We start from the raw sequence: 14,770 nt of genomic DNA, 5'->3' as shown, positions 1-14,770 counted from the left end.
GATCTCGGGTTCGTGAAATCATGTCTCTATCAATTTCGATGGAGCTAAACCGATGGCCACAACAGAACATCAATCAACACTTTTGCCACTGACACTTTTCAAGGCTAAAGAAGGCCTAAGCAATAAAGCCGGAGTCACGATATACGAAGGCGTGATTACTTTCGAAGAGCTCGCCAAGCACTTTCCCGTAGAGGCCAACAGTGACGTTTTAAGCGAGCAACTGAAACGCCAGCGGGATGTGGACTCAGGTCGTGTTAACGCCCTAAAGCGGTACTGGCAGGAAACCGACGCGGCAGTATTCCCGAATATGACTTTCTTCTGTAATGAGTTGACCGTCTTAGAAGAAATGAAGATAGGTAATCGGTCCGTGGTCACTGCGGAACTTCCTGCAACGGCTGACAGATTTATTGCTGACGGCCAAGGCCGAGCCACTTTTATTAAATGGCTGTTAGCCCAATACAAAGATCATTTTAATGATTTCACCGTCAGCTTTAAGCTCATTCATATCGCTGACGAATCTCTTACCACTCCGTTTGCGACAAAGCTAATACGCCAATTATTCAGTGATTACCATGTATCACTAAAAAAACCAAATAAATCAATTAGTCACCACTTTAACAGCCGTACACCGTTTGCTGCGTTATGTCATGAATTGCTTGAAATGGAAATTAGCCAAGGCAAACGACTCAAAGACCGAATAGGGCTGCACGGTAAAATCAATTGTGGAACAATGTGGAAATTCGACCAATTCAAAGCGATGGTTCTGAAGTTCATAGGAGTCTCAGCTTCTACAGCTGACAAATCATTAGCTGACGCAGAGCACTTTGAAGTCACGCTAGGAATTTGCCGGGATTTTCTGAAGGAAGCAATCTCCAAATTCCCAGTAAACATGCTCGATGGCCAAGACTACAAATCTCAGCATGAGGCCGCCATGTTTACGAAAGTAGTGTTCACCAATGGCTTAGGTCTACTTGGTAGATCAATATTTGATGCAATTGTGGTGAACGGCACGGGGGATGACTCTTTCAGTGTGTTCCAAAATCTGAATCTACCCATTGCAGATAAAGCGGATAAATTTTGGATAAAGCACAGCGTAGTCACTCACGAAGACCACAAGATAGTTCGCGGTAGCGATAAACGAATTGGCGCTCTACTGTGTCAACACCTGAAGGTATTTCCTACGTTGGAGCTAATGGCATGATCGTCGACCTGAAAGATTATCGCTGTCCAAATGCGCAAGTGGCACTAACAAGAGTGCTTGAAGCATTTGAAATCTGCAGCACCAACGAGCTAACAATCATCACAATTGAGCCCTCTCTAGAGCGAGCACTGGTCCATAGGATTGAACACATGAGCTATACGATGTTGATAACCCAGGCAACATCGCGAGATATCACAGATGAGATTGTGACCGCTTGGGGTGTGGATGTTGACGAAGATGATATTTCAGATGTTGACCAACAACATACACTTGTTGTTACTAAGCAAAGAACGGTTTAGATGTATTTTAGGGTATAAATTTTTTCAATTGGTTGCTAATCAATAATCAGCGCGGTATATATCCTTAATGCGGCATTGTGTTTCTTTTATTTTTAGTCGAGGTATGGGATGGGTATTGGTTCGGATTTGATGGTCGAGTTCGGCGAGGAAGAGCACGAAGATAACATTAGACATGAGATTGCATACAGAGCTGCCGTCTATGTCTTGTTTAATGGCTCTGACAGATTAGCAGCTATTCAAGCTGCGACTGGGCATGTTCTAGCACAGCATGAAGCTATTGCTAATCAAGAATATGCAGAGGATGAAGATGTAATTACTTTTTATGATCCTCGCCTTAATGATAGCCCTGTGCCTTTTCAATATCAGGCACAGATATCAGCTATTCAAGCAGAATTGATTAATTTGATTTAAGTTGCCTCAAAGTAGTTAATTATCATAATAAGCGCCCTTCGGGCGTTTTTTGCTTTCCGTGACGTTCTGGCCATCGGCTAAAGGCCACGGAAACGATGGAAAATGCAAAAGTTTAAAAATATCGCTTGCCTCAGTATGACAATTGTCATACACTATGTTTAAGGTTAGTGCGTCGTGCGTTAACCATCGGAGAGCCGAAGCGCATAAGCGGGTGAGGCGAAGGAAAGTATCATGGCAAATCTATCAATCAAATCTCGTAAAACTGGTGAAACTTTTAACTTCTGGATGCCGTTAGACGGAGGATATATTCGTCTTGAATCCCAAGGTCGCAGCGGGACTTTAGGCAGACAAATTTGTGTGGGCGGTGGCTTCATGGGTAACACACTTTCCGCACGTTCTGAGGCCAGCTTTGAAAAGCAATGTCGTAGCTGGTATCGCGCTTACATGCGCAATCAATCAAATATCTAACATCAAATTTATTAAGCCCTGTAATACAGGGCTTTGGAGTCTTATGAGCCAATTACCGCGCAATCCGAGTTTTACCCCGTCCCCAAAATTAAGGGCAAACCTTGAGGAAAGGAGAGAAGGGACGACCGAGCGCCTAAATCAGATTTGGGATCGCTACGAATATTTGCAACTCCAAGCGGGGATTCACTTAGAGTCAGCAGAAAAGCAAGTGTTGTTAAATGTGCTTTCTGGCTCATTTATCGAGCCGTCTTTTATCGAGCATTTGGCGCATGAGATCATAGATTCTGATGATTACATCGAGGGAATAGATGCTGCCAAGACGCTCTACGAAAAAGTTAAAAACGCCACTTATGCTGAATTGTTAGCTACCGTAGAGCGGCTTGGATACTGAACAAGTCCTCCAAAACTAGCGCCCTTCGGGGCGCTTTTGCTTTCCGTGAAAGGCTTACGGAATACCGTGTTAAACTGATTAGGCAGTGAAAAAATCCTATTGTCTGCATATCCCCAAATAAAGAGGAAATACAGACAATGAGCCGCGCTGACGCACTAACACCTGCCCAAATCAATCGAGTCCTGAAAACCTGCCAACTCATGCAGCATAGCGAAGGTAAACGCTGTGCTGTTGTACTTTCTCACGCCGCTATGCGCGTGACTGAGATTGCACTACTCAAAACTGAACACATCCTTTTTGCCAATGGCAAAATCAAAGAAGAAATCCACCTACCAGCCAGCATTTGTAAGATGTTGAAACCAAGAACCGTTTGGCTTACAAACAAAACATCGATGGAGATTATTCAGCAATGGATTGATCACCGCTTAGTTAAAAAGTGGGGCGTATCTGGCCGCGCTGACTTCCAAGGATTAATACCCGAGTCACGGTTTCTGTATACAGTTCGTGGTGCTCCTTACTCGATACAGCCGAAACCAAGGAAGCTCGAATCAGGAGAGGTACGAGAGTATTGGGCTTGTGACTCGCTAGAGCAGGCTATGAGGGAGATCTACAGGAAATGCGGATTACCCTTGGCATCCTCACATTCAGGCCGTAAATCGCTTTCTACGAATGCAGTAGTCAATGGCGTCCCGATTGAAACAGTAGCGCGAATACTAGGCCACGCCAGCCCTGAAACTACTATCGACTATGTTGTTATTCAACCAAAGCGAATCGAAGAAATGTGCGGTCTTGATTGGGTTTAACTTGTTGCCATTTATGAGCGAATAGCGCACACTGTAAAGTTGTTAGTTTCGTAAAATTTTGAGGAATTTATGGCGGAATCCGCAGATAAAGAGGCTTTTTCGGCATATTGCCGCGCTCAAGTTGGACTTGATGCAAAAGAGGTGGCAGATCTTGCCAAAGTACCCCGCCGCACGTTCTATGATTGGTGGGCAACTCGACGTACTGCTGTTGAATTGATCGTAGATGGTATTAAACATCGCAATAGCAAAAATGTGTGAATATCGCACATTACTTGTTGACTTGTGAGCGGTATTCGCTCACAATAAGCTAAGTTGAGTAATTGTGCTGAGGCTACAAAATGAGTATAAGAGAAGTATTAGATTATTTTTCTGCTGCTGTTAGAAAGCGTTGGGATAATGCTTGTTACTCAGTAGCTTGTGATATAGAAGCTGTCGCTGAAACCAAACCATGACATAGCAGCATACCTAGGAACAAGTACTTAGCTAAAACATATAACCATACATTGACATAAAATGTACTCATAGTCTGACAAATAGGAGCAACTATAAAATAACTAAAGTGAGAAACTGTAATTTTACTACGAATGTCTATTAAACCTTAGCAAAATCACTTTGGGACAATTCTGAGTTAAAGTCTTAACTCTAATTCGTCAATTTCAGATAAAAATTTCTATGGGGATAATACCCTCTTAAAGTAATAGAAAAACAAACTCCTAAATGGGTATCTTTGAGATCCCAATCAATACTATGTACCGTATTGAAATTTTAACCTTACAGTCGTTTACGACTCAGAGAAAACCAAGTTTGTTGCTATGACTATGTAACTGGCCTATTAGGTTTGCAAACCGCAAAAATTAGATGTCAACTTCTTCCAGGCAGTCATCATCGTAACTAAGTAATGTATAAATAAACCCGTCTTTGAGTACAATTGAGCTTGCATATAACTCCAGTAACTTCATGCCATCTCGCTCTGGTGTAACCCAATCTATCGGGTCTACAACGTCAAAGTCACTAGGAAATGCCTCTTGGCTGACATTTGTACAAGAATCCAATTGCTCTGAGGATAGGTTAGTTTGGTTTATATAAAAATTAAAATGCTTTGTAGGAACAAAACGCTTAAATTGCTTGTTTTGGTGGATTACCATCGCCACAGGCGCTTTCTCAAGCCATGATAGTCTTCTAAAAACAGCCTCCAAAGAGGTGTCGCATAGATCGGATATTTGTTTGATGTTATGCCAGTTTACGTCGCCATCAGTCAAAGACTTAACCAATCGCTTTGGCATTAGTAGCCCAGATGCAAAGCCATTAGCTTGGCGTTCGAGCGGATCTTTAAAATAATCTCCAAGCTCAGAGTTGCCACACGCAAAATCTTGAGAGGAGCCTTGCATTATGTGCATACAAACGTGGCCTGCTTCATGTGCCGCAGTGAAATTTAGCCGCCGAGAATCTGGAATATTGCTATTAATAATAATTCCAGCCCCATCTTGACTACCGATTGCCTTACCTAAAAACTGATCGGATACAAATGCATGGAATTCCATTCTGATAGGAAAGCTTTCGTCTGAAACGGCATTAATAAATTGAATTACTTTGATCGGTAACTGATCAAAACCCAGATCTTCAAGTAAAGATTCGGCCTCCATTGCTCCTTTTTGTTCTTCCATACCAACTCCTTACTTCTTGGTGAAGCGTTCCATCATTTCTCGCAATATACGCTGATCCTGTTCTGGCAGCTTATCAAGTTCTCCCCATTTTCGGTAGAACTCAATCGTTTTATCTCCAGAATCTTCTGGTGCATCTTCTCCTGTTATTTCATAAGGTTTAACACCCAATGCCGAAGCGATTTTCCTCAGCACAACAATAGTTGGCATTCGGCCTTCGTCCTTTTCGATCATGCTCAGTGCTGCCGCTGTTATCCCAGCTTCGCTAGCGAGCCTTGCCTGTGTCCAGCCAAGTAATTCTCGCATGTGCTTTATGTTTTTGCTGATAAGTGCGGCTTGCTGAAGTTTGTCAGCCATAAAATAACCCTCCGTTAATTTTTATATTAACAGCAGTTGATCTATTTAGCTAGAAGGCGTATGTTTGTAAACGATGGTTAATAAATTAACTTCTGTTAATAACCAGCGAGAGCGACATAGGTGTAGGTGCAGACCTTGTTCACCTGTGAGTTTGTCTTAGAGAGATTTGCAGTGAACAAATTTATAAGAGGTAGCTAACTATGTCTTTACAAAACCAATTCTCAAAATTTCACGACAAAATTAAATTAGGACGAGAGGATGATACTTACCGGGAAGCCAGGTCGAAGGACTCTAGTATCCTGGATGATTTAAGGGATGAATTTAAAAACGCAGGTTATCCAATAATTGAAACGTTTATTCAAGGTTCTTTAAGCACGCATACAGGCATAAAGCACCCAGTGGCTGACTTTGATATCGATAGAGCAGTTGTTATTGATGCAGATAATGCTCCTGATGATCCGGTTGAAGTTAAAAAACTTGTTCTAAAAGTTTTGGAAAAGCGTGGTTTTAAAAACGCAAGAATAAAAAAGCCTTGTGTCACTGCTGACTACATGAATTTAAACCTACATATCGACATAGTCATATACCGGAAACTAGGTCAGCAGTATGAACTGGCAGTCGGTAAGTTGAACTCAAATGTAGAAAACCGTGTGTGGTCTCCTGCAGAGCCAAAAAAACTGATAGAACATATTAATGATAGCAGCCAATACATCGGCTCTGCAGACCTGAAAATCAGACAGGTCAAACGTTTGGTCAGATACGTAAAACGCTGGAGAGATGAAAAATTCGGCCAAAATGTAGGCAAAAAAGTGTTTTCAATTGGACTCACACTAATGTTGAAAGATAAGTTCAGTCCATCTATCAGCAATGACGGTAAACTCAGTGACTTGCAATCGCTACGCGACACTGTTTCAGCAATTTTGAATGCCAATTATTTCCAGTGGGTTGATGATGGTAAGTACAAAATCGATGTGCGGTTACCGGTTCAACCATACAGAAATGTTTTTGAAAACAGTAGTATTGACACAGGAACACAGCTCTATAACAAGCTAAATGCAATGTTGACTAAACTCGATCAAGCATTAAACGAAGATTCTTTGCGTAAACAATGTGAAATCTTGCAAGGACTGTTCGGTGGTGACTTTGAAGTACCAGAAAAGGAGCAAGACAGTAATGCCAAAAAAGTGGCTTACAGTAGCGCTGGGGTAGTTGGAACGTCACAGGGGGCATAGTGTGCTAAGCGAAATAAAACAGCACCTTATCAACCAGGGCTTCAACTGCACAACCAGTGAAGTAGCTGGAGGTGAGAGGATCGTAGTGGAAACAACGATCCTTAATCATGGTATACAATTAATGCTGGTAGCAGATCCTCCCTACTACCGCCTGCCCGAATTTTTCTTAATTAACCCTGATTCCATTGGCAGGTTGGCTCATGTCTCTGTTCATGAATATGCAGGGATTCAGATTGGCACTGTTTGTGTTAATGCTCCAGAGTCACTGTCAGTAAATTTCGAACAACCACTATTAGTCGTAGAAGAATCGCTTCGGAGGCATATCTTGTTGTTAGAGAAATGCATAACGAATCCAGATTGGAACCATAGTGAATTGCTTCGTGAGTTCTCCAGTGAATGGTTGCGAATCTGTGCTCCAGATAGCTTTAAACCCCTACTGGCAAATATCGCAAGGCCGGTTCTACAAACATTATCGGTATATAGGCCAGTAGGTGGCAAGCAATTTGGCATCGAAAGCCACTATATGGTTCATCCGGCTGACGATTCGCTTTCGGTTATCAGTGATATTCAATTATCTATAGATAAGGGTAATCGACGCATAGCAGGAAAAGCGGTTGTTATTCCAATCGAGACACTTACTCCTGCACCTAAACATTCAGATGCTCTCGATGAATGGTATTTAAATACAATATCTTCGCTACCGGTAAAGGTTAGAAGTGATTTACAACAAAAATACGGTCAATGGCGTGAAACTGCTTATTGGCTCGTGTTTACTGCCAAAACTGTTAATGATGAACGTACTTGGTTCGCACTGAAACTTAGCGGTAAAACCAAAAATGCGCTACCACTATCAGATGAAAAGCTGAAAAACTGGAAATTGGAAGCTTTACCAATACGGCTATTCAATCAAGAGAATACTGTGGAACGTGGTGGAGGCATTCTGTCGTTAGCAGACAAAAAGGTAGCAGTGATAGGTGTTGGCTCAGTAGGCTGTGAAATTGCGCATAAGTTATCTGCTGCCGGAGTCAGGCATCTTACGTTAGTAGATCCTGATGTATACGAAATCAATAATCTGTATCGCCATGTTTTAGAACAGCATTGGGTAGGAGCACCTAAAACCGCAGCCCTAAGTGTCGCTCTTCAACGACAATTCCCCTGGTCTTGTGCACAATGGAAATTAGATAAACTGATGGAGTTTGCTCGCAGTAGCCGTATGAATGATTTTGACCTGATTGTCATTGCTATAGGCAATCCGACCCAGGAACGGTTGTTTAAACAATACCTTTTGGATAACAACTCAAAAGTTGCTGTCATGAACAGTTGGTTGGAAGGTTTTGGCGTTGGCGGCCACGCAACATTAGATATCCCTAGTTCAGAGGGATGTTTATTGTGCTCTTACGTTTGCCAAGAAACAGGTGTAAGAGGGCTTGTGTCAAATATGAATTTTATCGAACCCAATCAGGTAACCATGAAAAATATCGCTGGCTGTGGGGAACAATTTATTTCATATGGCGCAGCAAGTTCGGCTCAAACAGCTGTAATGGCAGCAAATTTGGCCATTCGGTATTTGGAAGGCAAACAAGCAAAGTCATGTAAAGTCAGTTGGAAGGGCTTAGATGAAGATGCAATGGCGGAGGGCATCAGGCTGACTCATCGTTACTACAATTTCAGCAGTTCGCTTGAATACTTACCTTTGGTTGATGAGGACTGTGATGTCTGCACTCATTGAGCAAGATACGGGCATCAAAGATACGAAAATTTACCTTTCCGAAGAACTAATTGACGTTTGGTATTCTTACAGGCAGATGTCACGTGATAGAAGTGAAGCTTTTGGAGCATTAATTGGTTCTCAGTCCGCTGACGCTAATGAATTTTGGCTAGAACACTGTACTACCCCTCAGAAAGAAGATTCTGCCACCAGAGTTAACTTTAATATGCGTGCTCCTCATCACCAGAAATCAGTTAATTCTTATTACGAAAGTTCGCATGGCAAACTAGGCTACTTGGGTACATGGCACACACATCCTGAACCAACACCCACCCCATCGTATATAGATATTGCAGATTGGAAGAAATGCATAAAACGTAACCCTGACAGAGAATTAGTCTTTGTAATTGTTGGTCAGAAAGACGTCTGTATCTTTCGGGAAATTAACGGGTCATTTAAACGAATTTTTAAGGAACAAATCGATGACTGACGAGAGGCTACATTTTCATCAAGCATGTTTTTATCCCATAGAGTCAATTGACAAGCTCGCAGAGTTTCTATTGGGCATTAAGACTTTTTTTGTGTGGGAGCATGTTGGATTACTTACCGATGAGCGTGTAAAAAACCAGATATATATATTGTATTCACATGAGTTCCGAGCCAGTTTTCGGCTTAACGTAATTGATGCGGAGCTTAAGGATGCTCTAACATTGATGGATTGTGGGGATAGTCTTGAGGTTCGCCACCTCCAGGGTCGCAACATATCTCAAAACGAATATGGAACAATAGAGTCGCTATTTAAAATATGGAATTCCTGTGTTAGCCAATCTAGAGTCTTGCCAGTCAATGACGTTATCGACTATATCTCTAGGAATATCGAACAGCGATTTAATAAAGGTCGTGGTAAAGATTTCACACAGTCCACAATTAATCAAGTGATGCGTGATAGTCATGGCTATTGTATGTTTGAAGGCTGCGGGGATAGATTGGATATTGATGATCTGACGGGGACATCTGGTAACTATTCATACTTGGCTCACAATGTTGCGTCATCCGAGAGTGGCCCAAGGGGTATACCTTATCTATCCGAAGAACTTTCTAATGAGCCAGCTAATATCTTGCTTCTATGCGACAAACACCACCGATTAATAGATCGAGTTGCGTGTGCTGATTACCCTGCATCCAGACTTACTCAAATGCGAACCGAGTTTTTAATTAATACTGAGAAATTACTTGAAGGACTGAGTTTCCAGCCTATTCCTGTATTTTCAGTTCTTTGGCCGGTAGGAGGCCATGTTGTTTCTCCCCCTGAATCAAGAGACATTGCAGGAAGCTTATCTAGGTTAAGAACTCGCATGAGAGGAGCATTGAATAATCTTAGTGACAATGAACGCCGATACAGAACCAAACCTGAACGGTTTACCAAAGAAATGGATGAAATTGTTACAGAGGAAGCAGAAACCATAGTTAATCAAACAAAAAATTATGGATATCGAGCGGCGCTATTCGCATTTGGGCCAATGCCTGCTTTGATCGGATTAGGAGCGTGTCTAGGAAATAAATCTGAAATCACGCCAATGCTCAGATACCGAGATGGAAACTGCTGGGTTTGGCCTCAGGATTCTCGCTCAGAAACACCTTACAAGGTGAACTGGAAGAGCGAAATAGGAAAATCATCAGAAGTCACGATCTCTATAGCATTAACTCAATATCCTGAAGTAATGAAAAAGACTGCAACAGCTCTCGGTTATCCTGAGATTGAAATCGTAGCCAAGCAAATGGGTAATGCGGCGATCCCGCATCCGGAAAACGGGTTAGAATTAAAAAGTGAACTTCATGCAATACTGCAAAAACTTCATGACCAATTTTCTGTGAAGCGTGTTCACTTGCTCATCTGTGCATCTAACGCTGCTTGTGTATTCATAGGTCAAGCCTTTGATCTCTATCAGCCAGCACTTCTTGTATATGACTTCGATGGTGACGAAATGAGGTCTAAACTGTCGATAACTCAAGTAAACGGAAAAGTTAATCTATCAATACCTCAATGAGTAGCCATCGTTAGAAGAGCCACTCTGTAGCATTACTAAAATTTGGTCAACTGGCGGTTTACAGAGGAGTAAGGATACATATGACTTTTAAGATTTTAAGCATTGATGGCGGTGGAATACGAGGGGTTTACCCTGCGCACATACTTAAATGTTTCGAAGAAAAACTCGGAATCAATCTCTTAGAGTCATTCGACATGATAGCTGGCACTAGTACGGGTTCCATAATAGCGGCTGGTGTTGCCTGCGACATCCGCGCAACCGAAATAGTTAACATGTACAAAGAACATGGCGAAGATATTTTCAAAAAGAAAAAGTCGAGAATACCTTTTAAGAAGCTTCGAAACATTACGCAACCGTTGCTTGAAAGCGTCTATGACTGTGGCAGTTTATATAAAGTTCTTAAAGGTGTTTTCAACGATAGTACGCTTGGGCAAATTGCCAAGCCTCTGATTCTACCTGCAACGGATGTTGGTAACGGCGGAGTTCATGTATTTAAATCGGCTTATGACCCAACGTTTAATCGCGATAGGTTGGTCAAAGTCAGAGATGCTGTTCTAGCATCTTGCTCAGCCCCAACATATTTTGACCCTCATAAAGTTGATGAGTACTTGTTATCAGATGGTGGTCTGTGGGCAAACAACCCAGCATTAGTGGCTGTTATCGATGCCCAAAAACGACTGGGGATAAATTACGATGATATACAAGTGGTATCCATCGGCACCGGTCATTCCAAAGTCGCCTATGGTTTAAAGCACAAGGGAGACTGGGGTCTTGCAACGGGCTGGAGGCATAAAGAATTTATAAGTTTCATGCTATCGCTTCAGAGCCAAAGCGCGTTGAATTATCTAAAGCTTCATTTGAAGCCTGAGCAAATATTAAGAATTGATTTTGAGTCAGATACTGATCTGCCACTCGATGACGTTTCTGAAATCGATAATTTGATCAGTTTAGCCGACAAGAATTTTACATATGGAAGTAAAGAGATTAGCAACTTTGTCTTAGGAGGAAATGTATCGTGACTCAAATAGTTTCTAGGGAAGAGGCCCTATTAACAGCGGCGAAAAAGTTGGATATTTCACCGACTAAATATAAGCAAGCGATTGATCGCTTTAATTCAATGAAAACGCACCTAGAGCAAGGTAACTATCCTGGAACATTTCGTGTCCCAGAGGTATACCTTCAAGGCTCTTTTAAGCTTGGAACAGAAATCCGCCCATTCAAAAATAGTAAAGATGCAGATTATGACATTGATTTGGTCTGCAACTTGGGGCATTCAAAACAGGCTGTACTAGCCTCCACTGTAAAAAATCAGGTTGGGGAACGGATTAAAGAGAATGGCACTTATTCCCGATTGTTAGATGATGAAGGAAAGCGCTGCTGGACTCTTAACTATGCTGAAGATGATGGGGTTGGATTCCATATGGATATACTCCCTTCTGTTGTAGAAAACAGTTTATTAGCCCGACCTCAATCAATTGCAGCTACAAATAAAGATCAAGAAAACAGCTACTCTTGGACAACGAGCAACCCGAAAGGATTTGCTGCATGGTTTTACGAAAGAAATGGCACTGTATTTGAACAAGCAAAATTAACTCAGAAACAACGCATCTTCAACAATCAAAGACAGTTGTACAATTCGATTGACGATGTTCCAAATATCCACGTTAAAACGCCGTTGCAGAGGGCCATTCAGCTATTAAAGAGACACCGTGACGTAAGGTTTTCACAATCAGATATTGAAACCTTCAAACCAATCTCAATGATCATTACTGTATTAGCTGCCAATAGTTATAACAATGAAGCAACTATCTATGACACGTTGAGAAATCTAATATCATCTTTAAACCAGCACTCTCATCAATTAAGCAATAGCTTTGTTTTTAATGATTACTACGCAAGAAATACCTACACATTGATAACTCGCACATCTGATGGGAAGTGGCTTATCCCCAACCCTGCTAATCCGGGAGAAAACTTCGCTGACCGATGGCATGAGGATGATAACGCAAGAGCAAAAGCTTTTTTCCGATGGGTGGATTGGCTCAGAGACGATTTCATCAATATTGATACCTTTATCGAGGAAGATAAGTTAACTAAGTCACTTGTTGATGTATACAAACCAACAAATCTACCTGCACTAAGCTTTAATGTGCCCCATAAGGAACAACTTCGATACCCTATTGTTGCAAACATATATTCAGCGAATATAAAAGCAAGTTATAAATCCAACATATATTGGAAAGAGTTTCAGTCTGGACAGCCTTTACTCAAAGGAAAGGAGTTAAAGTTCAAACTTAAGACTAATGTTCCTGCACCGTTCGACGTTTATTGGCAGGTAGTAAACACAGGTCAAGAGGCGGCAAATGTAGGGCAGCTTAGGGGGGAAATATCTACTCAATCAAACACGTCTGCAGACGAAATTTATCGAACAGAATCCACCTCCTACACTGGTGATCATTGGGTTGAGGGATTCGTCATCAAAGATCGTGTATGCGTTGCGAGAACTGGTGAATTTGTCGTAAGCGTCAGAGATAGGTTCGCTGTATGAATAACGTGAACTTCCAAGAAGAATTAAGTGCAAAAACTACAACACTTACGCTGCTAACTAATCTAGGCGTTGTAACATTACAAAAATTTGGTCAACTGATGAAATTCTGTAATGACGGCAAAAAGTTTCTCTGGCACGCTTTGGGGCAATATTGATTTACATTGGGAAGTGGTCATTTTCATATGATTCAATCAACGAAATCCATTTTTCAAGTTCGTCACCTTCGGCGGTATTAGGCAATGCATCAAACAGTTCGTCAATTCGCTTTAAAGCAGCTCAATACTCTTCTTCAGAACTTATTGATTTCTCTACACTATAAGGAATGACCTCTTTTCCAACAGAGGGGGCATCAAGCAATTCTGCTAAATCATTAGGTATTGGGGCCGTTGGATCACATTTTGAGAGCAATGTATTGAATTTCGAATTCTTCATTTAGTTCCTCCAGTCAAATCGCAAATGATCCTGAATACAATGTGGAGCAATACCAAAATATGGTCAACCCAACAGGACCGAACATTACAACTTCGGCCACAGATAAATTGAAAAGGGTCAAAATTAGCATTTTATCATAGGCAAACAGTCCCACTTGGTTGTGTACTGAGGGCTAAGCAGTTCTCGCCGCATAGCCCACTTTTGTTCGATTCCCTGTGCAGCTAAGAACAGCGTATCACGGCCATACCTAAAGTTAATGCCATCAAGCGCTTGCATCAAAGCAGGATTAGCTTTTGGCGCATTAAATAAGTCGAATTGCTGACGCTTGTCACAAACGAGGTTGATGAGCCCAACTCCGATTTTGTAGTAACGTACACCTTCTCTGAATAATTTGGGTGCAGCCGCTGAGACAGCCTGCGTCATTTCGACCGTGCTATTTGTCGCACATGGGAAATGGATCAGCGTTTTAAAGCTTTTAGGTTGATCATCAAAAGGCGAATTACTGGCGAACAGTAGCATTGATTTGCAACTAGATCCCTGTGCCCTTGCCTTCGCTGCTGCAATTCCAACATGCTTACTCAATGCCTGCAGTAAAGAGTTAAAATCGGTTATCCGCTCACCAACTGAACGAGTTGAAAATATCTGCTGTTTATCGGCTCTTGCCTGATCCCATTGTTTGCACTCGATGCCATTTAGCTCACGAACCGTACGCTCGATTTCAATGCTAAATTGCTTACGAGCATGCCCTGCAGGCATTTGTGCTAGGTCGTAGGCCGTTTTAATATTCATCAACTCTAGTTTTTTACTAATAGGGGACGATAGAGAAAACGGACAAAATCGTACGCTAAGCGTGCGGCCTGTCAGGTTGAGGCCCTAGAGGTTGCAGGCGAGTCGTCAGAAAATGCTGGAATCGGCCCTATTCTGACACTGCCCAAGGTTCCGGCCTGACGCCCAGTTAGGGCATGCCTCAATCTGACGGCTGCGAACCGCCAGGGACAGGCGCAATGTCAGATTCTGTCGCGGCCTTGGCGCGTGCCTGGAAGCGTTCATAGCAATCCAGCCCGCAGAAATGTTCGACGTATTCCGCGCCTTCCGGGGTGAAGGCGGCATCGAGCGGAATTTCTTTGCAGCATACGCAGCAGGTGGTGCAACTGGCAGTGTTCGGGGCGTTTGCGTTCATGGTGGTACTCCTCCAGATTGGTAGCGAAGCT

Annotated in this window: 17 protein-coding genes and 1 pseudogene; 13 read left to right on the top strand and 5 right to left on the bottom strand. The window is 42.2% G+C overall.

Annotation, left to right across the window (positions count from 1 at the left end; all coding sequences use genetic code 11):
* The first annotated feature begins 52 nt into the window (after positions 1 to 52).
* The 7 genes from L5M49_RS24280 (at position 53) to L5M49_RS24250 (ending at position 3,831) form a co-directional block, all read left to right on the top strand.
* A complete protein-coding gene (locus tag L5M49_RS24280) occupies positions 53 to 1,201 on the top strand; it encodes a DGQHR domain-containing protein (RefSeq protein WP_011711674.1) in 1,149 nt (382 codons plus the stop codon).
* Positions 1,198 to 1,500 carry a hypothetical protein gene (locus tag L5M49_RS24275; RefSeq protein ID WP_041413373.1) on the top strand — a complete coding sequence of 101 codons (303 nt, stop codon included), beginning with the start codon at positions 1,198 to 1,200 and terminating at the stop codon, positions 1,498 to 1,500. Before L5M49_RS24280 ends, L5M49_RS24275 begins: the two co-directional genes overlap by 4 nt.
* 108 nt (positions 1,501 to 1,608) lie before the next feature.
* Complete coding sequence (locus L5M49_RS24270; RefSeq protein ID WP_011711673.1) at positions 1,609 to 1,911, top strand: hypothetical protein; 303 nt, start codon at positions 1,609 to 1,611, stop codon at positions 1,909 to 1,911.
* A gap of 231 nt (positions 1,912 to 2,142) precedes the next feature.
* Entirely contained in the window at positions 2,143 to 2,379 is a 237-nt protein-coding gene (locus tag L5M49_RS24265) for a hypothetical protein (RefSeq protein WP_049796112.1), read from the top strand.
* A 43-nt stretch (positions 2,380 to 2,422) separates the two neighbouring features.
* Complete coding sequence (locus L5M49_RS24260; RefSeq protein WP_011711672.1) at positions 2,423 to 2,770, top strand: hypothetical protein; 348 nt, start codon at positions 2,423 to 2,425, stop codon at positions 2,768 to 2,770.
* Positions 2,771 to 2,907: 137 nt separating this feature from the next.
* Positions 2,908 to 3,573, top strand: coding sequence for a tyrosine-type recombinase/integrase (locus L5M49_RS24255; protein ID WP_011711671.1), 666 nt, complete (start codon positions 2,908 to 2,910; stop codon positions 3,571 to 3,573).
* 69 nt (positions 3,574 to 3,642) lie between these two features.
* Positions 3,643 to 3,831, top strand: coding sequence for a hypothetical protein (locus L5M49_RS24250; protein ID WP_041413370.1), 189 nt, complete (start codon positions 3,643 to 3,645; stop codon positions 3,829 to 3,831).
* 596 nt (positions 3,832 to 4,427) lie between these two features.
* Here the strand turns inward: L5M49_RS24250 and L5M49_RS24245 are convergent.
* Both L5M49_RS24245 and L5M49_RS24240 read right to left on the bottom strand, forming a co-directional pair.
* Entirely contained in the window at positions 4,428 to 5,237 is an 810-nt protein-coding gene (locus tag L5M49_RS24245; RefSeq protein ID WP_011711670.1) for an ImmA/IrrE family metallo-endopeptidase, read from the bottom strand.
* A 9-nt stretch (positions 5,238 to 5,246) separates the two neighbouring features.
* On the bottom strand, positions 5,247 to 5,591 hold the full coding sequence (locus tag L5M49_RS24240) for a helix-turn-helix domain-containing protein (protein WP_011711669.1): 345 nt from the start codon (positions 5,589 to 5,591) through the stop codon (positions 5,247 to 5,249).
* A gap of 200 nt (positions 5,592 to 5,791) precedes the next feature.
* Here L5M49_RS24240 and L5M49_RS24235 point away from each other — a divergent pair, with 200 nt between their 5' ends.
* The 6 genes from L5M49_RS24235 (at position 5,792) to L5M49_RS24210 (ending at position 13,127) form a co-directional block, all read left to right on the top strand.
* Positions 5,792 to 6,823, top strand: coding sequence for a nucleotidyltransferase (locus L5M49_RS24235; protein WP_011711668.1), 1,032 nt, complete (start codon positions 5,792 to 5,794; stop codon positions 6,821 to 6,823).
* An 85-nt stretch (positions 6,824 to 6,908) separates the two neighbouring features.
* Positions 6,909 to 8,552, top strand: coding sequence for a ThiF family adenylyltransferase (locus L5M49_RS24230; RefSeq protein WP_243578511.1), 1,644 nt, complete (start codon positions 6,909 to 6,911; stop codon positions 8,550 to 8,552).
* Positions 8,536 to 9,021, top strand: coding sequence for a Mov34/MPN/PAD-1 family protein (locus L5M49_RS24225; protein WP_049796111.1), 486 nt, complete (start codon positions 8,536 to 8,538; stop codon positions 9,019 to 9,021). Before L5M49_RS24230 ends, L5M49_RS24225 begins: the two co-directional genes overlap by 17 nt.
* Positions 9,014 to 10,579, top strand: a complete 1,566-nt coding sequence (locus tag L5M49_RS24220; RefSeq protein WP_011711665.1) for an SAVED domain-containing protein — start codon at positions 9,014 to 9,016, stop codon at positions 10,577 to 10,579. The genes L5M49_RS24225 and L5M49_RS24220 overlap by 8 nt, the downstream gene beginning before the upstream one ends.
* Before the next feature lie 80 nt (positions 10,580 to 10,659).
* Positions 10,660 to 11,598, top strand: coding sequence for a CBASS cGAMP-activated phospholipase (locus L5M49_RS24215; protein ID WP_011711664.1), 939 nt, complete (start codon positions 10,660 to 10,662; stop codon positions 11,596 to 11,598).
* Positions 11,595 to 13,127, top strand: a complete 1,533-nt coding sequence (locus L5M49_RS24210) for a nucleotidyltransferase (RefSeq protein ID WP_011711663.1) — start codon at positions 11,595 to 11,597, stop codon at positions 13,125 to 13,127. The genes L5M49_RS24215 and L5M49_RS24210 overlap by 4 nt, the downstream gene beginning before the upstream one ends.
* Positions 13,128 to 13,403: 276 nt before the next feature.
* Here L5M49_RS24210 and L5M49_RS24205 read toward each other — a convergent pair whose 3' ends face one another.
* From L5M49_RS24205 to L5M49_RS24195, 3 genes and pseudogenes are all read right to left on the bottom strand, one after another.
* Positions 13,404 to 13,559 carry a hypothetical protein gene (locus L5M49_RS24205; protein WP_226770039.1) on the bottom strand — a complete coding sequence of 52 codons (156 nt, stop codon included), beginning with the start codon at positions 13,557 to 13,559 and terminating at the stop codon, positions 13,404 to 13,406.
* 123 nt (positions 13,560 to 13,682) lie between these two features.
* Positions 13,683 to 14,369: pseudogene (locus tag L5M49_RS24200) on the bottom strand (DUF4113 domain-containing protein); the annotation flags it as partial.
* A gap of 157 nt (positions 14,370 to 14,526) precedes the next feature.
* Positions 14,527 to 14,739, bottom strand: a complete 213-nt coding sequence (locus tag L5M49_RS24195) for a DUF3330 domain-containing protein (RefSeq protein ID WP_000993245.1) — start codon at positions 14,737 to 14,739, stop codon at positions 14,527 to 14,529.
* Between the last annotated feature and the right edge of the window lie 31 nt (positions 14,740 to 14,770).

Source organism: Shewanella sp. SM74 (assembly GCF_025653725.1).
GTDB lineage: Bacteria > Pseudomonadota > Gammaproteobacteria > Enterobacterales > Shewanellaceae > Shewanella > Shewanella oncorhynchi.
The sequence above is the reverse complement of the archived record's forward strand: the minus strand, read 5'-3'. Positions and strand labels throughout refer to the sequence as shown.

Coding starts and splice junctions, on each gene's coding strand:
- L5M49_RS24240 (WP_011711669.1), bottom strand. CDS start 5,591: ATGGCTGACAAACTTCAGCAAGCCGCACTTATCAGCAAAAACATAAAG.
- L5M49_RS24270 (WP_011711673.1), top strand. CDS start 1,609: ATGGGTATTGGTTCGGATTTGATGGTCGAGTTCGGCGAGGAAGAGCAC.
- L5M49_RS24255 (WP_011711671.1), top strand. CDS start 2,908: ATGAGCCGCGCTGACGCACTAACACCTGCCCAAATCAATCGAGTCCTG.
- L5M49_RS24280 (WP_011711674.1), top strand. CDS start 53: ATGGCCACAACAGAACATCAATCAACACTTTTGCCACTGACACTTTTC.
- L5M49_RS24220 (WP_011711665.1), top strand. CDS start 9,014: ATGACTGACGAGAGGCTACATTTTCATCAAGCATGTTTTTATCCCATA.
- L5M49_RS24245 (WP_011711670.1), bottom strand. CDS start 5,237: ATGGAAGAACAAAAAGGAGCAATGGAGGCCGAATCTTTACTTGAAGAT.
- L5M49_RS24225 (WP_049796111.1), top strand. CDS start 8,536: ATGTCTGCACTCATTGAGCAAGATACGGGCATCAAAGATACGAAAATT.
- L5M49_RS24265 (WP_049796112.1), top strand. CDS start 2,143: ATGGCAAATCTATCAATCAAATCTCGTAAAACTGGTGAAACTTTTAAC.
- L5M49_RS24235 (WP_011711668.1), top strand. CDS start 5,792: ATGTCTTTACAAAACCAATTCTCAAAATTTCACGACAAAATTAAATTA.
- L5M49_RS24250 (WP_041413370.1), top strand. CDS start 3,643: ATGGCGGAATCCGCAGATAAAGAGGCTTTTTCGGCATATTGCCGCGCT.
- L5M49_RS24275 (WP_041413373.1), top strand. CDS start 1,198: ATGATCGTCGACCTGAAAGATTATCGCTGTCCAAATGCGCAAGTGGCA.
- L5M49_RS24215 (WP_011711664.1), top strand. CDS start 10,660: ATGACTTTTAAGATTTTAAGCATTGATGGCGGTGGAATACGAGGGGTT.
- L5M49_RS24205 (WP_226770039.1), bottom strand. CDS start 13,559: ATGAAGAATTCGAAATTCAATACATTGCTCTCAAAATGTGATCCAACG.
- L5M49_RS24260 (WP_011711672.1), top strand. CDS start 2,423: ATGAGCCAATTACCGCGCAATCCGAGTTTTACCCCGTCCCCAAAATTA.
- L5M49_RS24195 (WP_000993245.1), bottom strand. CDS start 14,739: ATGAACGCAAACGCCCCGAACACTGCCAGTTGCACCACCTGCTGCGTA.